18 protein-coding genes are annotated in these 18,227 nt (G+C 63.4%); 8 read left to right on the top strand and 10 right to left on the bottom strand.

What is annotated here, in order from left to right:
* Positions 1-6 precede the first annotated feature (6 nt).
* The 8 genes from HNP00_RS19555 to HNP00_RS19590 all read right to left on the bottom strand — a co-directional run bounded on the left by HNP00_RS19555 (position 7) and on the right by HNP00_RS19590 (position 9,120).
* Positions 7-786, bottom strand: a complete 780-nt coding sequence (locus HNP00_RS19555) for an enoyl-CoA hydratase (protein WP_184741381.1) — start codon at positions 784-786, stop codon at positions 7-9.
* A gap of 94 nt (positions 787-880) precedes the next feature.
* Positions 881-1,804 (bottom strand): 3-hydroxyisobutyrate dehydrogenase, encoded by a 924-nt coding sequence (gene mmsB / locus HNP00_RS19560; RefSeq protein ID WP_184741382.1) that lies wholly within the window; start codon positions 1,802-1,804, stop codon positions 881-883.
* Entirely contained in the window at positions 1,797-2,843 is a 1,047-nt protein-coding gene (locus HNP00_RS19565; protein WP_184741383.1) for an enoyl-CoA hydratase/isomerase family protein, read from the bottom strand. Before HNP00_RS19565 ends, mmsB begins: the two co-directional genes overlap by 8 nt.
* The gene (locus HNP00_RS19570) at positions 2,843-4,342 is read right to left on the bottom strand and encodes a CoA-acylating methylmalonate-semialdehyde dehydrogenase (protein ID WP_184741384.1); all 1,500 of its coding nucleotides are present in this window, start codon (positions 4,340-4,342) and stop codon (positions 2,843-2,845) included. The genes HNP00_RS19565 and HNP00_RS19570 overlap by 1 nt, the downstream gene beginning before the upstream one ends.
* Before the next feature lie 219 nt (positions 4,343-4,561).
* The gene (locus HNP00_RS19575) at positions 4,562-5,653 is read right to left on the bottom strand and encodes a hypothetical protein (RefSeq protein WP_184741385.1); all 1,092 of its coding nucleotides are present in this window, start codon (positions 5,651-5,653) and stop codon (positions 4,562-4,564) included.
* Positions 5,650-6,255: an ATP-binding cassette domain-containing protein gene (locus tag HNP00_RS19580; RefSeq protein WP_184741386.1), complete on the bottom strand. Its 606-nt coding sequence runs from the start codon at positions 6,253-6,255 to the stop codon at positions 5,650-5,652. The genes HNP00_RS19575 and HNP00_RS19580 overlap by 4 nt, the downstream gene beginning before the upstream one ends.
* A 1,039-nt stretch (positions 6,256-7,294) precedes the next feature.
* A complete protein-coding gene (locus HNP00_RS19585; protein WP_184741387.1) occupies positions 7,295-7,708 on the bottom strand; it encodes a hypothetical protein in 414 nt (137 codons plus the stop codon).
* 617 nt (positions 7,709-8,325) lie between these two features.
* A complete protein-coding gene (locus HNP00_RS19590; RefSeq protein WP_184741388.1) occupies positions 8,326-9,120 on the bottom strand; it encodes an IclR family transcriptional regulator in 795 nt (264 codons plus the stop codon).
* Between the two features lie 212 nt (positions 9,121-9,332).
* Between HNP00_RS19590 and HNP00_RS19595 the strand changes: the two genes are divergently transcribed.
* The 3 genes from HNP00_RS19595 to HNP00_RS19605 are packed head-to-tail and all read left to right on the top strand — an operon-like array spanning position 9,333 to position 11,973.
* Entirely contained in the window at positions 9,333-10,049 is a 717-nt protein-coding gene (locus tag HNP00_RS19595) for a CoA transferase subunit A (RefSeq protein ID WP_184741389.1), read from the top strand.
* A 26-nt stretch (positions 10,050-10,075) separates the two neighbouring features.
* Positions 10,076-10,756, top strand: coding sequence for a CoA transferase subunit B (locus HNP00_RS19600; protein ID WP_184741390.1), 681 nt, complete (start codon positions 10,076-10,078; stop codon positions 10,754-10,756).
* Complete coding sequence (locus HNP00_RS19605; RefSeq protein ID WP_184741391.1) at positions 10,753-11,973, top strand: acetyl-CoA acetyltransferase; 1,221 nt, start codon at positions 10,753-10,755, stop codon at positions 11,971-11,973. Before HNP00_RS19600 ends, HNP00_RS19605 begins: the two co-directional genes overlap by 4 nt.
* A gap of 113 nt (positions 11,974-12,086) precedes the next feature.
* On the opposite strand, the gene HNP00_RS19610 is transcribed toward HNP00_RS19605, so the two are convergent.
* The gene (locus tag HNP00_RS19610) at positions 12,087-12,647 is read right to left on the bottom strand and encodes a heme-binding protein (RefSeq protein ID WP_184741392.1); all 561 of its coding nucleotides are present in this window, start codon (positions 12,645-12,647) and stop codon (positions 12,087-12,089) included.
* Between the two features lie 161 nt (positions 12,648-12,808).
* Between HNP00_RS19610 and HNP00_RS19615 the strand changes: the two genes are divergently transcribed.
* The 5 genes from HNP00_RS19615 to HNP00_RS19635 all read left to right on the top strand — a co-directional run bounded on the left by HNP00_RS19615 (position 12,809) and on the right by HNP00_RS19635 (position 17,047).
* Positions 12,809-14,041, top strand: a complete 1,233-nt coding sequence (locus HNP00_RS19615; RefSeq protein WP_184741393.1) for a sensor histidine kinase — start codon at positions 12,809-12,811, stop codon at positions 14,039-14,041.
* Positions 14,038-14,664 carry a response regulator transcription factor gene (locus HNP00_RS19620; RefSeq protein ID WP_184741394.1) on the top strand — a complete coding sequence of 209 codons (627 nt, stop codon included), beginning with the start codon at positions 14,038-14,040 and terminating at the stop codon, positions 14,662-14,664. Before HNP00_RS19615 ends, HNP00_RS19620 begins: the two co-directional genes overlap by 4 nt.
* Positions 14,665-14,704: 40 nt before the next feature.
* Positions 14,705-15,271, top strand: a complete 567-nt coding sequence (locus tag HNP00_RS19625; RefSeq protein WP_184741395.1) for an HdeD family acid-resistance protein — start codon at positions 14,705-14,707, stop codon at positions 15,269-15,271.
* Between the two features lie 65 nt (positions 15,272-15,336).
* A complete protein-coding gene (locus HNP00_RS19630; protein ID WP_184741396.1) occupies positions 15,337-16,143 on the top strand; it encodes an exodeoxyribonuclease III in 807 nt (268 codons plus the stop codon).
* A 34-nt stretch (positions 16,144-16,177) separates the two neighbouring features.
* Positions 16,178-17,047 (top strand): hypothetical protein, encoded by an 870-nt coding sequence (locus tag HNP00_RS19635; RefSeq protein WP_184741397.1) that lies wholly within the window; start codon positions 16,178-16,180, stop codon positions 17,045-17,047.
* 12 nt (positions 17,048-17,059) lie between these two features.
* On the opposite strand, the gene HNP00_RS19640 is transcribed toward HNP00_RS19635, so the two are convergent.
* Complete coding sequence (locus HNP00_RS19640) at positions 17,060-18,124, bottom strand: LacI family DNA-binding transcriptional regulator (protein WP_184741398.1); 1,065 nt, start codon at positions 18,122-18,124, stop codon at positions 17,060-17,062.
* Positions 18,125-18,227: the final 103 nt, after the last annotated feature.

Raw genomic sequence — 18,227 nt, forward strand, 5'->3', positions numbered from 1 at the left:
GGGGACTCAGCGCTGCTTGAACTCCGGCTGGCGCTTCTCGGTGAACGCGGCCATGCCTTCCTTCTGGTCCTCGGTGGCGAACAATGAGTGGAAGACACGACGCTCAAACAGGACACCCTGGGACAGGCCGGTTTCGAAGGTAGCGTTGACGGCTTCCTTGGCAACCATGGCAACCGGTTTGGACTTGGAAGCAATCACCTCGGCGGCCTTGAGCGCCTCCTCCACCACGGAATCAGCCGATACTACGCGGGAAACGAGTCCCGCCCGCTCGGCTTCCTCTGCATCCATGAACCGCCCAGTGAGGATCATGTCCATCGCTTTGGCCTTGCCCACGGCGCGGGTGAGCCGCTGCGAGCCGCCCATGCCCGGAATCACACCGAGGTTGATCTCCGGCTGACCGAACTTGGCGTTGTCCCCGGCAATGATGAAATCGCACATCATGGCCAATTCGCAGCCGCCGCCCAAGGCAAAGCCGGACACCGCGGCAATCACGGGAATGCGCAAGCGGGTGAGGTTCTCCCAGCCGCGGAACCAGTCGGCTGCGTACATCTCCATGTACCCCTTGGAGGCCATCTCCTTGATGTCCGCTCCAGCGGCGAACGCCTTCTCGGAGCCGGTGATCACCACCGCGCCGACACCAGGATCGCAATCCATCGCGGAAACAGAAGCCACCAACTCATCCATGGTGGCCTGGTTCAACGCATTGAGCGCCTTGGGCCGGTTCAGGGTCACCAGGCCCACCCGTCCACGGAGTTCCACCAGGATGTTTTCGTACTGCTGCGCCAAGCCGTGCCCCTTTTGTCGGTTGCCCAAGTTTCGCTGTTGCCTACGTTTGTCAGTTGCCCAAGTTTGTCAGTTGCCCATGACCTACCCGCCAAGGCTACTTGGCGGACTTGTCCCGGATGTCCGTGATGATGCCGGAGAAATCGCGCCCGGCTCCGCCTTCGGCCGCGAAGGCATCGTAAATCTGCGATGCCAGGTGCCCCATTTGACCGTCCACCCCGGTGCTCTCGAGCGCGTTGACCGCCAGCCGCAGGTCCTTCGCCATGAGCGCTCCGGCAAATCCGGGCTGGTAGTCGCGGTTGGCCGGGCTGGTGGGAACCGGTCCGGGAACCGGGCAGTTGGTGGTCAGCGCCCAGCACTGCCCCGAGGCGTTGGAGGCGACGTCGAACAACGCTTGGTGCGTCAGGCCCAGCTTCTCACCCAGGACGAACGCCTCGCTGACGGCAATCATGGAGACGCCCAGGATCATGTTGTTGCAGACCTTGGCTGCCTGCCCGGCTCCGTGATCCCCGCAGTGAACGATCCTCCGGCCCATGAGCTCCAGGATCGGCTTCACCGTTTCGAAGTCCTCGGGCAGCGCCCCCACCATGAAGGTCAGGGTCCCGGCTTCGGCACCCACGACGCCTCCGGAAACGGGCGCATCCACGGAACGGTGGCCAGCTTCCAACGCAATGGCCGCGGCTTCGCGTGCCTCGTCAACGTTGATGGTGGAGCAGTCCAGGAACAGGGTGTCCGGCGCAGCCACCGAAAGCAGACCCTGGGTTCCGTCCACCCCCCGGTAGGCGTCCAGGACGTGTTTGCCGCTGGGCAGCATGGTCAGGACCACGGCCGCTCCGGCAACGGCTTCCTCAGCGGAATCCACTGTGTCAATGCCGTGTTCGCGGGCCGCCTCGAGCGCTGCCGGCACGGGATCGTACGCGACCACTTGATGCCCTGCTTTGACCAGATTCACGGCCATGGGGCCACCCATGTGGCCAAGGCCGAGGAAAGCGATGGTGCCGGAAGCTGCGTTTTCAGACATGGTCGGACTCCTTTGAATGAAGTTTGAGTTCACGGTCGCCGAGCGGCGCGAAGAAGCCCTCGACGGCGGCCGGCGTCACCTCTGCCAGTGAAGCTGGCTTCCATTGTGGGTTTCGGTCCTTGTCCACCACTTGGGCGCGGATCCCCTCGCGGAAATCCGGCCCGGTCAGGCATCGGATCCCCACGCGGTATTCCTGTTCCAACGCCTCCTCGAGCGAGAGCCCCCGCACGCGCCGCAACGATTCGAGCGTGACTTTCACGGCCGTGGGCGACTTCGCCTCGATAGTTTGCGCGGCTGTAGCGGCGTCCCCACCGGCCGCGCGCAAGCTACCGACGATGTCCTCGGCGTCGTCGGCGGCATAAGCTGCGTCGATCCACTCGCGCTGGGCTTCCAAAACGGAGGCCGGCGGTTCTTGCGCGAAGCGCGCGACGGCGGCTTCCGCCGTCGAGGTTTCCAGCGCTTCCGCCAGCGCCGGCAGCTTTTCGGACGACACGAAATGGTCCGCGAGCCCGAGGAACAGGGCATCGGCTCCATCCAAGTGGGCACCCGTCAAAGCCGCATGGGTGCCCGATTCGCCAGGCGAGCGGGACAGCAGGAGGGTCCCTCCGACGTCGGGCACAAAACCTATGGTGGTTTCCGGCATGCCGGTACGGGTCCGCTCGGTGACCACGCGCACTGAGCCGTGGGCGGAAATCCCGACACCGCCCCCGAGCACGAGCCCGTCCATGAAAGCCACGTAGGGCTTCGGGTAGCGGGCAATGAGCGAGTTCAAACGGTACTCCGCTGCCCAGAAGTCCGCCGTTTGGTCCCCATGGCGTAGCAGATCGTCGTAGATCGCTACGATGTCTCCACCCGCGCACAGCCCGCGGTCCCCGGCGCCGCGCACCAAAACCGTCTTGACGGCGTCGTCGTCCGCCCACTCGGTGAGTTGCTCCAGCATGGCTTTCACCATCCCGGCGGTGAGGGCGTTGACGGCCTTGGGACGGTTCAGGGTGACGACGCCGAGGTGGCCGCGCTTCTCGAACAGAACCTCAGCCATCAGCTGCCGGCCGGCATCACGAAGCTGGCGCCTTGGCGGATGCCGGAGGGCCAACGGGTGGTGACCGTCTTGGTCTTGGTGTAGAAACGGAAGGCGTCCGCGCCGTGCTGGTTGAGGTCGCCAAAGCCCGAGGCCTTCCAGCCTCCGAAGGTGTAGTAGGCGATCGGGACGGGAATGGGGACGTTGATACCCACCATGCCCACTTCGACGCGGCTGGCGAAGTCGCGGGCGGCGTCGCCGTCGCGAGTGAAGATCGCGACGCCGTTGCCGAACTCATGCTCGGAGCAGAGACGCAGCGCTTCTTCGTAGTCGGCCGCGCGGAGGACGCTCAGGACAGGGCCGAAGATCTCCTCCTTGTAGATGGACATGTCCTTCGTCACGTTGTCGAAGAGCGTCGGGCCAACCCAGAAACCACCGTCGTAGCCGTCCACTGTGAGGCCGCGCCCGTCCGTGACCAGCGTGGCGCCTTGGTCCACGCCGGCCTGGATGTAACCCTCGATCCGTTCCTTGGCGGAGGCGGCCACCACCGGGCCGAAGTCCGAGTCCTTGGCCAGGCTGGGACCCACCTTGAGGACCTTGATGCGATCCTGCAGCTTGGAGACCAGCTGATCAGCAGTCTCCTGGCCAACCGGCACCGCCACGGAAATGGCCATGCAACGCTCGCCGGCTGAGCCGAAGCCGGCACCGATGAGGGCATCCGCGGCCATGTCGAGATCGGCGTCGGGCATGATCACCATGTGGTTCTTGGCGCCGCCGAAGCACTGGGCGCGCTTGCCGTGGGCCGCTGCCGTGGCGTAAATGTACTGGGCAATCGGCGTGGAACCGACAAAGCCGATGGCTTTCACGCGCGGATCCTCAAGGAGCGTGTCAACGGCTTCCTTGTCGCCGTTGATGACATTGAAGACGCCGTTCGGCAGGCCTGCCTCGGTGAAGAGTTCAGCCAGACGCAGTGGCACCGAAGGGTCGCGTTCCGAGGGCTTGAGGATGAAGGCGTTGCCGGCCGCGAGCGCTGGTCCGGACTTCCAGAGGGGAATCATGGCCGGGAAGTTGAAGGGGGTGATGCCCGCGACGACGCCGAGCGGCTGGCGCAGCGAGTGGACGTCGATTCCAGTGCCGGCGCTATCCGAGAATTCGCCCTTGAGCATGTGCGGAGCGCCGGCGGCGAACTCCACCACTTCGATGCCGCGCTGGATATCGCCCTTGGCATCCGGGAAGGTCTTGCCGTGCTCGGACGACAGGAGCGTGGCGAGCTCGTCCATGTGTTCGTTGACCAGGTCCACGAACTTCAGCAGGATCCGGCCGCGGCGCTGCGGGTTCATGGCGGCCCATTCGAGCTGCCCCTTCTCCGCGTTCGCAATCGCGTTCCTGACCTCATCAGCACTGGCCAGCGGAAGCTTTGCCTGGACCTCGCCGGTGCAGGGATCGTAGACATCGCTGAAGCGCCCGGAGGTCCCGTCGATCCTCTGGCCGTCAATGTAGTGGGAAAGTTCGCGCACCATGGAATGCTCCTTTGCATATGTGACTACCCGCGGCCTCGAAGGCACATGTCCAGCCGTGCTCACCTGTGCTTCGGGACGTCTTTGATCCCGAATATACTCGGACTTCCTACTAATTTCTAGGGGTCTCTTGCGTCCCGGAGGTTGACGCGGTCTGCGCACAAACGCTTGGGCAACGGAGGTATTGCCGGTGGAAGGGTGGGTTTCGGAAGTTGACGCTTTTCACCTGTTCTTGAAGTATCGGAAGAGGTGCCTTTCCCTGGTCATGCCTACCGCGGCTGTGGCACCGATCATGAAAGCCATGGCCGCCATGAGTGGGGGCTTGATCCCCAAAACCCTGATGGTCAAGAGATCTTGCCCGCCAACAGTGCCTGAGGCGTACAGGATCAGCGGTATTGCAAGGATCCAGGACATCAGCCCTATTACTCCGCATTCAATAGCAATCTGCACTGTTTGACCGACGGTCGTGACACCACTGTGCTTGGCCGATGCTAGTTCGAGGCGTCGGGCACGGACCGATAGATAGCCCAGAACCACTCCTACGGCAAGGGCCGCCATGGCGCCCAAGCGGGTGATGCGCTGATCGAACTGAGCCGCGCCATCGAAGTTCAACCCGTTGCGCGTATTCAACTGGCCGACGACAGGTGGGTCTGTGTTCGGTTCATCTTCGGCCGGGATCATCGACAACCGAATGAGTGTCCGCAATTCGGGATGCTGCGGCCAGGAGCTGACCCAGCATTCGTCAAAGGCACTGATCGCCGGGACGGGCACTAAAATCCCGTAAGCAAATCCGGCGCGACGCCCGTCTGCAGGATAGTCGTACACCCCGCGAACCACGGCAGTCCCTTGCTCGGTCTCGATCCTTTGCTTCGGCTCAAGGGCGGGCGAATTGATATCCAGCGCCTCGGCGACGTCGTTGGAGACAACAATGCCATCCACCTCGGCCGATGCCTGCGCACCAAAAAAACGCAGGAATCCACTGGTGACCTCCTTAGCCGGGACGGTTGATCCAGGCAACGCCAAGAACTTCGCATCCGGGGCAGATCGCAGCGCGCCGGCGGCGGTGACTCCAGGCAGTCCAGCGAGTTGTTCGCATTTCTCGCCGTCAATCGCGCCGGCAGCGACGAAGGTGGTGACGTTTGCCCCGGACCCCTTATACGAGTTCGCCTGTGAAATCAGCGACTGGGTCGCCGCAATGTCCGCGATCCCCAGCCCCGACCCCAGGAACGCCAAAGCAAAGGCGAACCAGACCGCCCTGGATGCTCCGGACATGATGTTCCTCCAGGCCTCGCTGAAGGTCTCGGCCCTGTTCATTTGCCGATATTCCCCAGATCAAGGACATCTGTGCAGGCGTCGCGCGTGGCCGGATCGTGGGTAGCGACAATGATGATCGCACCATTGGCGGAGATCGCTTGAAGCGCTGAATTTACTGATGCCCCGGTGCGGGGGTCCAACTGGGCAGTAGGTTCATCAACCAGAAGCAGCTGGGGGGCCGCGGCGATTGCGCGAGCCAGCATTAGCCTCTGTGCTTCGCCGCCGGACAGCTGCCGGAAACGCCGGCCCGCAACCGACGTGAGATCGACGGAATCCATAAGTGCCAACGCCCTAGCTTCGGCATCAACCCTCCGATGCCCTTGGGCAAGGAGCGGTAAAGCGACGTGATCCAAGGCGGTGCGTGGACCGACCCCGTGGGGGTTCTGGAATACCCACGAAATCCGAGTGATTCCTTCAATCGCCACAGTGCCGGATGTGGGTTTCATCCAGCCTGCAATGATGCTCAACAGGGTGCTCTTGCCGGACCCTGAAGGACCAGTCAACGCATACTTGTGACCTGGGAAGAAATCGTGGCTTAGCTCCTCGAAAAGGGGCAACTGCCCGCCGAAGCCACACCCGACGCGTTCAAGGCTTATTCGCACAGCACTCCAGGTTCTGGTTTGAGGTCAATCTCGCTTAGTGCGTCGACGCCTACGCCAGACACGAACGTGACACCAAGCTGCGAGCCTAGAATCACTACGCGATGGACCTCTTTGCGGGAGGAGATACAGCCAGCGGTTGCATTTAGGCCGAAGATTGCTCCAGGAGGAACCCCAAGGACCCTCACGGAATGGGCAAGTTCGTACCGCGCGGCGAAAATCCCTGGCCTGTCAGAGGTTTGTGATGCAAGGAAACTCGGTGTCCTGATCAGCTTGCCCAGTGCGCCGGGATCCGAAATCCTACCATCGGCAGGCATCGGGAAATCTGATGAGTCGATCGCGATTCGACGCTCGCCCGGGGCCGCACGCTGCGGCAAATTGGTGATTCTTGCGCCAGTAGCTTGTGGTGGAAGTTCCGCCAAGCCCTGCCCCTGGCCGACGACGGATCCCACCGACGCAGTGCATTTCTGAACGGGCTGCTCCCGGTCAGGGAGCCACACGATCCGACTTCTTTCGATGACGGCACCGTTGGTTCGCGAGCCAAGGGAGGCAGCCAATGCAGCGTACGCTTCAAGTGTCTCTGAGGTGACAGTTGCCGTTGTTCCGATCCCATGCCCGAGCTGATTGAGCTCAGCCTGCAGCGAGCGCACGTCAGCGCCGGAATCGCCAGGATGCAGGTCGCGCCACAAGGGTGTTGTTGTAGCGAGGCTGAGCAGAGGTTCCCCATCGATCGCAAAAGCAGCGGTGCCTGACCTCAGTAAACCGCCCTCCGTACAGGCCGACGAGGTGACAGTCCCGCCAAGCCCGGCAATTAAGCTTCGCGGTCCAGATTGCTCGACCGCAACTTGAACAGTCCTTGAATCCTTGAAGTCAGTCGCTGAGACCTTTACAGCCGTGGCCTGAGTCGGTCGACTAAGTGAGTCCGGCGTCGTCGTGGGAGCCACGGCGAGCCCGGAAGCGAACGCCAGTGCGCTTGCCAGAACGGCTGCCAATGCACTGGCTCTCCGCGTCTGCCCTTGTTCGCGTCCAAATTTCCGCCACATCAAGGGATGGTTCCTTCACGATTAAGCGGATCTAGGCTGCAGGCTCGGAATCTCGGATCACCAACATCGAAAGGGAAATTCTGTTCACCAAAAGCCGCTTCATAGTCTTTGGCAGAGTAACCCCGCTCGGCCAGGCCGCTACGCGAAAGGCATTCGACCATGATAGCGAACTCGTCCTTGTTTTCAGGGTTTCTATTGATTTGGAAATAAAGACTCGATATCTGCCCAGACGTTTCCGCCCGGCAGTTCTTGCTGAGTTCATCGTATTTCGCATCAGTCATACCGGCCGGGGAAGTTGATTTGATGGAGTCACTTTCCTGAAGCTCAATTTGGATATCAAACGCCGCCATGCAGGAAACGAATTCTGTCCTTACCTCATGGTTCTCTTGGTCGGTAATTTTTTCGTCCGACAAGATCTTCCTCTGCAGCTCGGTAGTTGCGGTCGTGTAGGCCGAGCGGAAGTAGTCGGCCCACGGTCCATGGAACGTCGGAACGTCCCCCTTCTGTTGAGACCCTGGACCGCCCCCCTGAACATCGTTCCCGCCGCTCGAGCAGCCGGCGATCGAAAATACCAACGCAACCAGGATCAAAACGGTTCGGTGCAAATGCCGGGAACGCACCACGACCTACTACACCCGAGCCCACCCATAGGAAGTGATGTTGACGTAGTTCTTCAATTGCCAAGACGATTGCCCACGGTAAGCTGCCGGCCCTTCGTAACGAGTCCCAAAGTTGACCGTCACTCTGCTCTTGATCGGGAAACTGCAGACGGCATTGACTGCCCGACTAGTGTTGTAATCGCCACAAAGCCCCGGGACGGCCGCGGCGGGCTGGGCTGCGGCGAGTTCTCCGACGACAAGAAGCCCGACAACTACGGTCGCGGCTCCACCCTTTTTAGCCACGCCCGTTTTAAGCTCAATCAAACCCATTTGGATCCCCAATATATTCATTCCCGGACGTTGTCGCCCGAGTACCGAGAACATAACGGAGCCAGACCCAACCTGGAAGCCAAGTGAGATTGATCACATTGTCAGGGCTCGTGTCGACCTACAGCCGAGCTCATTTTGTGGGCTTCTTCCATGAGCAATTTGCCGAGGAATTCCTGGCGCTCCGGGCGGAATCGCGGCTCGATGCCCGTGAGGGACAACGCCCCGATGGGCCTACCCAGTTGGTCGAAAACGGCGGCGCCCATCCCCCAGCTACCTTCCAGGACCAAGCCGGGATTCACCGAGTACCCGGCCATTCGGGTCTGCTCAAGGTTCCCGCGAACCACACTCTCGGTGTGGCCGACGGCGAAGCCCCCTGCATGGCGTTCCCAGCCAGACAGGATGGCGGCCTGCTCGTCTTCCGGCAGGAAGGCCATGATTGCCGTGCCCGCTGACGCCACGCCGAGGGGGAACCTGACGCCCTCGTGCAACACGAACGAGCGCACGGGAAAGCTGCCTTCTTCACGCAACACGCACACCGTTTCGTGCCCTCGCCGGATGGAATAGAAGGAACTCTCTCCGCTCTCCTCGGCCAGGCGGCGCAGGCTGGGCCGGGCAAGGTCCTCAAACGGGAACCGCGCTGCCGCCACGGATCCCAGCAGGAAGATCTCCGGACCCAAGATCCAGTTGCCGGTCCGCTGATCGTGGTCCAGCAGGCCTTCGGCGGCGAGGGATGCGAGCAAGCGGTGCACCGTGGGGCGGGTCAGTCCTGATTCGCGGACCAGGCCAGCGATGGACATGCCCTCCGGCTTGCGCCCCACAAGCCGCAGGAGCGCGGCAACACGTCCCACCACCTGGGCGCCCTGGACCGGTTTGTTTTGCGGCTGCTGAGCCACCATCACAGTCTCCTTCAAAATTTCCTCCACAATGTGGACACTTCAAAGACTAGCGTCCACACTGTGCAAATTCAGTCCGCGGTACCTTTAGCACGCCGTTGACCGTCCGCGCCGGACCGCCATAAGCTCCTTGCTACGCGACATACCAAACGTCTTATCCAGACGGCGTGTCCACAAAGTGGACTCAATAAGCTACTCAAAGACGAGGACAAGCCATGGCCAAAATCCAACACTGCGCCGCTGAAGCCCTCCAGGACGTCCTGCGCGACGGCCAGACGATCGCCGTCGGCGGCTTCGGGCTCAGTGGCATCCCCGCGGACCTGATCGACGCCGTCTGCGATTCGGGCGTCAAGGACCTGACCGTGGTCTCCAACAACATGGGCATTGACGGCAAGGGGCTTGGCGTCCTCATCGAAACCGGCCAGGTCCGCAAGGTCATCGCCTCGTATGTGGGCGAGAACAAACTCTTCGCCGAGCAGTACCTCTCCGGCCAGCTCGAGGTCGAATTCGCTCCCCAGGGCACCCTGGCCGAGCGACTCCGCGCCGGCGGGGCCGGCATCCCCGCCTTCTACACGCGGACCGGCGTCGGAACCCTGGTCGCCGAAGGCAAGCCCCTGGAAGAGTTCGACGGCGTCACATACGTCCGCGAGCGCGGGATCGTTGCCGACGTCGCACTGGTCCACGCGCACACCGCTGACACGGACGGCAACCTGATCTACCGTTACACGGCCCGGAACTTCAACCCGGTGGTAGCGACGGCGGGAATCATGACCATCGCCGAAGCCGAGGTGATCGTGCAGCCGGGCGAACTTGACCCCAACCACATCGTGACACCCGGCGTCTACGTCCAGCGGCTGGTCCAGGCGAGCGCACGCGTAAAGGACATCGAACAGCGCACAGTCCGTCCACGCGTTGAAGTCCTGGCCGTCTAAGCACCCACCAGCGAAGGAGCACCACCATGGCATGGACCCGCGACGAAATGGCCGCAATTGCGGCCCAGGAACTCAACGACGGCGATTACGTCAACCTTGGTATCGGCATCCCCACCCTTGTTGCCAACCACCTGCCCGACGGCGTGCGTGTTGTGCTGCAAAGCGAGAACGGGCTGCTCGGCATGGGGCCCTTCCCCTATGAAGGCGAGGAAGACGCCGACCTCATCAATGCCGGCAAACAGACCGTCACGGTCCTGCCCGGCGGCAGCATCTTCGACTCCGCGACGTCTTTCGGCATGATCCGCGGCGGCCACGTCAAGGTTGCCATCCTCGGCTCCATGCAGGTTTCCGGCAACGGCGACCTGGCCAACTGGACCATTCCGGGAAAGATGGTCAAGGGCATGGGCGGCGCCATGGACCTGGTGGCCGGGACCCCGCGCGTCGTGGTCCTCACCGAACACAATGCCAAGGACGGGAGCGCCAAGATCGTCCGGGAATGCACCCTGCCGCTGACCGGCCTGGGAGTGGTGGACCGCATTGTCAGCGACCTCGCGGTCTTTGACCTTGAAAAGACGGACGACGGCGGCCGGCAGCTTACCCTGACAAAACTCGCCCCCGGCGTCACCGTGGAGGAGCTCCGCAGCAAAACGGAGGCCGCGTTCGCGGTCTCCTTGGAAGAATCTGCTCTCGAAGGAGCCACAGCATGAGCCTGAAAGACCAGTTCGGCAAAGATGTCCTCCTCACGGGGTGGGGACACAGCAAGTTCGGCAAACTCACGGACGAGACGCTGGAGTCCCTGATCGTCCAGGTGTCCGCAGAGGCCATTCGGAATTCCGGCCTTGAGCCACGGGACATCGACGAGATCTACCTCGGCCAGTTCAATTCAGGCATGCAGCCCCTGGGCTTCACCTCTTCCTTGGCCCTGCAGCTATCCGAGGACCTAGCCAACGTACCGGCCACGCGGACGGAGAACGCCTGCGCCTCGGGCTCGGCGGCATTCCAACAGGGCGTGAAATCCGTGTTGGCCGGGACCGCCCGCAACGTCCTGGTGATCGGTGCCGAGAAGATGACCGACGCGGGAGCCGACGTTGTAGGAGCGGCGCTCCTTGGGGCCTCCTACGAAATGGCCGGAAAGGCCTCCACCACCGGCTTCACGGGGCTGTTCGCCGAGGTGGCCAAGCACTACGAGAAGCGCTATGGCGCGGGCATCGAACGCTCTGGTTTTTCCAGGGCCGGCCTGGGCGACATCCTTGGATCCATCGCCGCCAAGAACCACCACAACGGCATGGACAACCCCTACGCGCAAATGCACAGGGACTTCGGCGAGGAGTTCTGCCGGACCGTTTCCGAGAAGAATCCCCTGGTCGCCGAGCCGCTCCGCCGCACCGACTGCTCCCCCGTGTCCGACGGCGCCGCCGCCGTCGCGCTCTCCCTCGGACCGGCATCGGGCGCTGCTACTGAACCCGTCCGGTTGGCGGGCTTCGGGCACGCGAACGACTTCTTCCCGGCAGAGCGCCGCGACCCCACGGAGTTCGCCGCCACGCGGGTCTCCTGGGAGCGCGCGCTGGGGATGGCCGGCGTCGGGATCGACGGACTGGATTTCGCCGAGGTGCACGATTGCTTCACGATCGCCGAACTGATCATGTACGAAGCCATGGGGCTGACGCCGCGCGGTGAAGGATCCCGGGCGGTTAAGGAGGGCTGGGTCTACAAGGACGGCAAGCTGCCCATCAATGTGTCGGGCGGACTCAAGGCCAAGGGCCACCCCGTGGGCGCCACCGGCGTATCGCAGCACGTCATCGCCGCCATGCAGCTCACGGGGACCGCGGGCGCCATGCAAATCCCCCACGCCCGCCGCGGGGCAGTGCAGAACATGGGTGGCGTGGGCATCGCGAACTACGTGAGCATCCTGGAATCTGTTTAGCGGATGCCCGCTGGAACTCCCGCTTTTGGCGCCCGACGACGGCGACTCCCGCTAAGTGGCGCGGGCCGCCGTCGGGGTCAAGTCCAAAGGTGGGGAATTCCAGCGAGAGCTGGCTACTTCGCCTCAAGCACGGCAGCTCCGGCTGCCGCGCAGGCTTCATCCAGGGCACCGTCCGGTGCGCCACCGACGCCGATCCCGGCCACCGAGACGCCGTTTACCTTGAGCGGCACGCCGCCGGGAAGGAACAGGGTGCCGGGGAGGTCGGCGATCGACGGGCCGTTGCCGTTGATTCGCTTGGCGAGTTCGCTGGTGGGGGCACCGAAGGCGGCGGCACTGTAGGCCTTCTTCTTGGCGGCTTCGATGGTGTGTTCGGCCGCGTTGTCGCCACGGAGCAGGGCTTGGACGGTACCGAAGCGGTCCACGAGGGCAACGGTGACGAACGGAAGCTTGTCAGCCTGGCACTTCGCCAAGGCAGCGTTGACCGCCTGACTGGAAGCACCCACGGTAATGCGGTTCTGCGGGACGACGTTTTCCGCGGACGGATTGACGTCGACGGCGGCCGTCGCAGTTCTGGCAGCGGCCGGCGTCCCAGGATTCGCGACGGCGGTTGCCCCGCCGGTCAGGAGCAGGGCTCCGGCGGCAGCGGCGGCAAAGATCTTGTTCGACTTCTTCATGGTGGTCCTCCGGGAGGTCGGCAGCAGGTACAGTTCCATGCTTCCGGCCAGGCCTCCGCGGCACATCCGGCGCTCGTCTCCCTTGGCCTCATCCTTTCCGCCCCCGGCATCAGCCAAAAGGCGGAGAGACCAAGGGCCGGAACGCGCCTAGCATGGGAAGAATGCCGGAATCTCCGAACGGGACGACCCCCCGTCCCCCTGCCTTCCGCCCCACCATGGGTCGGATCGACGCAGTGGTTCACCTCAGTTTCGCCGTGCTCATGGTGGCGTCCGGCGTGCGCTACGTCCTGCGGCACAGCCCGGCCGACAACCTCTGGACAGTGGCCCTGGCTGCCGCAGTGTGCGTTCTCTACGCCGTGGTGGCCGTGCTTGCCCAACGGCGCCAGCCGTGGCTGCTGTGGATGGTCGCGCTCGTGCTCGCCTGGGCTGTGCTGGTCATCGCCGCGCCGAGTTTTGCATGGTGCTCCTTCGCGTTGTTCTTCCTGTCCCGCGTGGCCTTCAGCGGTTGGATCGCCTCTCTGGCGGGGGCCGTCACGGCTATTGCGACGGCTATCGGGCTGTTCCGTCTGAGCGGGGACACCGACGTCGCCATGCTGCTCGGGCCCATCGCAGCAGCCGTACTGCTCACGTTGATCTACGACAGGATCGAGCACGACGCCGCGCTACAACGCCAATTGCATGCCGAGGTGTCGCGAGCGCAGGAACGCCTGGCCGCGAGCGAACGTGCGGCCGGGATCGCCGTGGAGCGCGAGCGTGTTTCTCGCGAAATCCACGACACTGTCACCCAAGGCCTTGCCAGCAGCCTGCTGCTGCTCGAAGCCGCGCAACACTCATGGCCCGAAGAGGGAGCGAAAGTGGAGGTGCAGAAGGCCGGCACCCTCCTGCGCCAGAACCTGGCCGACACCCGCAGCCTGGTCCACGAGTTATCCGCGCCGGGGCTGGACAGCGGTCCGTTGCCCGAAGCCCTCGAACAAGCTGCCCGCCAATACGTCGATGCAGTGCGCCTCCAGGTCACCGGCGATCCCCATCCAGTGCCAGCGGAGGTGCGCCATGCCCTGATGCGGGTGACCCAAAGCGCGGCGGCCAACATCAAACTTCACGCGCAGGCCGAACACGCGAGCTTGACGCTGGGCTTCCTCCCCGGGGCGGTCACCCTGGACGTGTTCGACGACGGCCGCGGCTTTGATCCCGCGGCGGTACCACCGCCGTCGGACAAGGGCGGTTACGGCCTGCGAGCCATGCGCCAACGGGTGGAACAACTCGGCGGGGTATTTTCGGTGGAGAGCTCGCCCGGCCAGGGAACCGTCGTGGCCGCCCAACTGCCGCTGCCCCGCACAGAACCCAGCCAAGCAAATCCCGCACCATCGGTGCGGATCGAGAAAGACACTATATGAAGCCGATTTCGGTCCTGCTCGTAGATGACCATTTGGTAGTCCGCAGCGGCCTCAAGGCGCTGCTCGGCACCCAGCCGGACATCACGGTGGTCGCCGAAGCAGCATCGGGCGAGGAGGCCCTCGCCGCGGTGCAACAGCACCCGGCCGACGTCGTCATGATGGATCTCGCCATGGGCGAGGGCATGGACGGAATCGAGGCAATCAAGCGGCTGCGCCTAGCGAGCAAGCAGCAAGCGGTGCTGGTGTTCACTACCTATGATTCCGATGCCGACATCGTGAGGGCCGTGGATGCGGGTGCCATGGGCTACGTGCTCAAGGACGCCGCGCCCGAGGAGATCTTCGCGGCGGTCCGGGGCGCAGCGCAAGGCAAGAGTGTCATGAGCGCACCCGTGGCGAGCAAGTTGTTCCAGCAATTGCGCAACCCGGACGAGGTGCTCACCCCGCGGGAAGCCGAACTCCTGAGCCTCCTCACCCGAGGCCTCAGCAACCGTGAGCTCGGCAAACGGCTGTTCATATCCGAGGCCACGGTCAAAACGCATTTGGCGCACATCTACGCCAAGCTTGGCGTAGAGACACGGGCAGCCGCGATTGCCGTGGCCATTCGCCGCGAGGGGATGCGCTAGGGCCCTTCACCAGCTACCGCGCCGGGTCTAAACTGACGCTATGTCCGACGCAGCGGGACGCAAGTTGTTTCAGCATTCAGGAACGGCGCTGATCTTCCGGGGAGCTTTGGCCCTTCTCTTGGCCTTCCTGGTTGCTTCGCTGCCGGTCGCCACTGTATTTGCGCTTGTCTACGTGTTCGGTGTCTACGCCATCACCGATGGACTCACCGACATGGCCCACTACTTCTACGACCCTGCGCGCCACTCCCGCTGGAGCATGATTGGCGGCTTCATCTCCGTGACGACTGGCATCGTGGCCGTTTCGTGGCCGGGCATCACCGCCGCGGCACTGGGCCTCCTCATAGGAGCTTGGGCCCTGGTCCTGGGGATTTCGCAAATCATCCTTGCCATGGATGCGCGGTCGACAATCAGGGCTTGGTGGATCTGGATGTTGACAGGTTTAGTCACCACCTTGTTCGGGCTTTTTGTGCTCGTCAATCCCAGTGCCGGATTCCTGAGCGTGGTAGGGCTGCTGGCGACATACGCCGCGGTCGTTGGTTTGCTGTTGATCGCCTCTGGCATCAAGCTCCGCAGGCGTGCCAGCTCTTCGGTGATGCTTGCCCATTAGCCCTTTGCGGGAGCAATCCGCCGTGAGGGGATGCGCTAGGTCCCAAGTTCGGTAAGTTAGTGGCTGTGAAGATAGCTACTTGGAATGTGAACTCGCTCCGCGCACGTGCCGACCGCGTAGAGGCCTGGCTGCAGCGCAGTGACTGCGACGTCCTCGCAATGCAGGAAACCAAGTGCAAAGACGACAACTTCCCTTGGGAGCTCTTCGAACGCATGGGCTACGAAGTTGCCCACTTCGGACTGAGCCAGTGGAACGGTGTGGCGCTCGCCTCCCGGGTAGGGCTCGACGACGTCGAACGCGCCTTTGTTGACCAGCCCGCCTTCGGAAAAGCCGGCAAGGACCCCGTCCAGGAAGCCCGTGCGATCGCCGCAACGTGTGGCGGGGTACGGGTGTGGAGCCTGTACGTTCCTAATGGCCGTTCCCTGGATGACGAACACATGCCGTACAAGCTCAAATGGCTGGACACGTTGAAGGGCCACGCGGCCAGCTGGGTCTCGGAGAACGCCGAGGCGCAGGTGGCGCTCATGGGCGACTGGAACATCGCCCCGTTGGATGACGACGTCTGGGACATCGACTTCTTCCGGGCAAACGCGATGACCCACGTCAGCGAACCCGAACGCGAGGCCTTCCGTGCGTTCGAAGCGGCCGGTTTCACCGACGTCGTCCGCCCCTACACCCCCGGTCCCGGCGTCTATACCTATTGGGACTACACCCAACTGCGGTTCCCCAAGAAGGAAGGCATGCGGATCGACTTCGTCATGGCTTCCCCCGCCCTGGCCGCCCGTGTCACGGGGGCCTCGATCGACCGCGAGGAACGCAAGGGCAAGGGTGCCTCTGACCACGCTCCGGTGATCGTGGATCTTACGGACTGAGACGCAAATAACCGATGGAGGAGGCGGACCGGCGATGAGCGGAAAGCTATATGGGAGTCAGGCGGGACTGCCCTTCTCTTCAGCGCTGCGCGTCTACGAACCACTCGAAGCCTTCCCGGAGGACCAGCGGCAGCAGCTCGTCGCGAGCGGAACCCGTAGCGGTTCGCGGGCCGCCGTCGAGAATGCCGAGCTGCTTGCGTCCCTGGGACGGGTCACCCGTAAGGGCGGGGATCCCTTCCCTACCGGCAGCACGGATCTGGTCCGCATCACCCGGGTTCCGTCCGGAGATCTGAACGACTCCGACGCCGGGCGGCTGCTGTATTGCCCCAGCCAACTGGTGATCCGGGCTGGCCTTGCGGCAAACGCCCTCATGGAAGGTATCCACGGACCGCTCGCGGACCTGCTCATTCCTGTGGATCAGCGCGACCGGCACCAGGCACGCATCGACCGTATCAATGCCAGCCACGACGCGAAGCGGGTGCATACCCGGGCTTCCACTTGGGGCATCCCTTTCAGCTGGTTCTCGCTGTTCCAGGAGTCGGACCGCAAGGACGTCGTGGAATCGGGAGGCCGCATCCTCACGGTCAGGGTTTGGACCTCACTGACTGACGCCCTGGACCGCGCACGCTTCGCCGTAGCCAACCTTGCACTGGCAGCTCCGGACCTGGATATGCTGGATGACCTCACCCAGCTCACGGAATGGCTCGAATTGTTCCATGTGCAGTCAATGGTGGAGCTGGACTACGGCGCGGTGGCAGACAAGGTGTACCCAGATGAGTCGCCCATGGACGTCCGCCTCGGCATCGAGTGCCTCGCCGAGGGGGACATGACAGGGGCGGCCGCAGCCTACCGAAGGCTGGCTTCCCGCTGGATCCCCATCAGGCAGCTGGCCCGCGCTTCCTAGCTACTGGGCTGCCTAGCTACTGGGCTTCGGCGCGGGCGGGGCCGTGGATTCCCGCACGATCAACCGGTGGGCCGCCTTCATGGACCGCACGGAGCCTGCGGCACCAGCCAATTCGTCCAGCAACATACGCGTACCCAGTTGGCCTTGTTCAACGGGGTCCTGGGCCACTGTGGTCAGCCCCATGGCTTCGGCGAATTCGTGGTTATCGATACCGATGATGGACAGGTCTTCCGGCACCCGGACGCCACGGCGCCGCGCCTGCAACATGGCACCCATCGCCATTTCATCGGAAGCGCAGAAGATCGCCGTCGGCTTGCGTCCGGGCTTGCCCCAGAGCTCGTCGAAGGCTTCCTGGCCGCTACCCACGGTGAAGTTTCCGAAAATGTCCCATTCCGGTGGCATGGAAAAGCCCGCGCTCGTCATGGCATCAGTGAAGCCATCAACGCGCAGCCGCGGCACGGTGAAGTTCAAGTCGGAGTCGTCCTGGCCATGAAGCAGTGCGATCTCCCGGTGGCCCAGGTTCAACAGGTGCATGGTGGCTTCGACGGACGCGGCGTAATCGTCAATGCCGATGCTCGGGCAGTCTTCCACTGGGCCCCCGACAATAACCAAAGGGATGTCGATCCGCTGGAGATCGGCGATTTCTTCTGACGTCAGGGACATGCACAGGACCAGGAGTGCATCGATTTGCTTGTAGACCATGGTCTTGCTGAACAGGCGTTCCCGCGCTCCACGCTGCCCACCCAGGTTGAACAGGGAGAGGTTGTAGCCGCGGGCGTGAAGCTCGCGGTCTACGCCCTCGATCGCTTTGAAGAAGAACCAACGGTCCACATAGGGGGCCAAGACGCCCACCGTTTTGGTGCGGCCCGTGGCCAGGCCCGAAGCGGACGATGACGCCACATACCCGAGTTCCTCGGCGACCCGCAGGATCTTTTCCCGCGTAGCCGGGGACACTCGGGGAAGGCCCCGCACCGCGCGCGAAACGGTGGCGGTGGAAACGCCTGCGGCCAGTGCGACATCCTCAATGCTGGCTCCCGCGTGGCCGCCACGCTGGGACCGTTCATTCGTTTTTGCCACTCGAGCCCCCTCAAGAATCCGTGCGGAAGCCGAGGGTTCCTTCCCAGACGGCAGATAGCCAGCGTATTCCGCCTGGTGGCCCTCCGCCGATTCCGCGCTACTT

This window comes from Arthrobacter sp. AZCC_0090 (assembly GCF_014207375.1).
Classification (GTDB): Bacteria; Actinomycetota; Actinomycetes; order Actinomycetales; family Micrococcaceae; genus Arthrobacter.

What these genes read in the sequence shown, in the direction of transcription:
- mmsB (WP_184741382.1), bottom strand. Translation starts at nt 1,804, where the DNA reads ATGTCTGAAAACGCAGCTTCCGGCACCATCGCTTTCCTCGGCCTTGGC.
- HNP00_RS19565 (WP_184741383.1), bottom strand. Translation starts at nt 2,843, where the DNA reads ATGGCTGAGGTTCTGTTCGAGAAGCGCGGCCACCTCGGCGTCGTCACC.
- HNP00_RS19570 (WP_184741384.1), bottom strand. Translation starts at nt 4,342, where the DNA reads ATGGTGCGCGAACTTTCCCACTACATTGACGGCCAGAGGATCGACGGG.
- HNP00_RS19575 (WP_184741385.1), bottom strand. Translation starts at nt 5,653, where the DNA reads ATGAACAGGGCCGAGACCTTCAGCGAGGCCTGGAGGAACATCATGTCC.
- HNP00_RS19590 (WP_184741388.1), bottom strand. Translation starts at nt 9,120, where the DNA reads ATGGTGGCTCAGCAGCCGCAAAACAAACCGGTCCAGGGCGCCCAGGTG.
- HNP00_RS19595 (WP_184741389.1), top strand. Translation starts at nt 9,333, where the DNA reads ATGGCCAAAATCCAACACTGCGCCGCTGAAGCCCTCCAGGACGTCCTG.
- HNP00_RS19600 (WP_184741390.1), top strand. Translation starts at nt 10,076, where the DNA reads ATGGCATGGACCCGCGACGAAATGGCCGCAATTGCGGCCCAGGAACTC.
- HNP00_RS19605 (WP_184741391.1), top strand. Translation starts at nt 10,753, where the DNA reads ATGAGCCTGAAAGACCAGTTCGGCAAAGATGTCCTCCTCACGGGGTGG.
- HNP00_RS19610 (WP_184741392.1), bottom strand. Translation starts at nt 12,647, where the DNA reads ATGAAGAAGTCGAACAAGATCTTTGCCGCCGCTGCCGCCGGAGCCCTG.
- HNP00_RS19615 (WP_184741393.1), top strand. Translation starts at nt 12,809, where the DNA reads ATGCCGGAATCTCCGAACGGGACGACCCCCCGTCCCCCTGCCTTCCGC.
- HNP00_RS19620 (WP_184741394.1), top strand. Translation starts at nt 14,038, where the DNA reads ATGAAGCCGATTTCGGTCCTGCTCGTAGATGACCATTTGGTAGTCCGC.
- HNP00_RS19625 (WP_184741395.1), top strand. Translation starts at nt 14,705, where the DNA reads ATGTCCGACGCAGCGGGACGCAAGTTGTTTCAGCATTCAGGAACGGCG.
- HNP00_RS19635 (WP_184741397.1), top strand. Translation starts at nt 16,178, where the DNA reads ATGAGCGGAAAGCTATATGGGAGTCAGGCGGGACTGCCCTTCTCTTCA.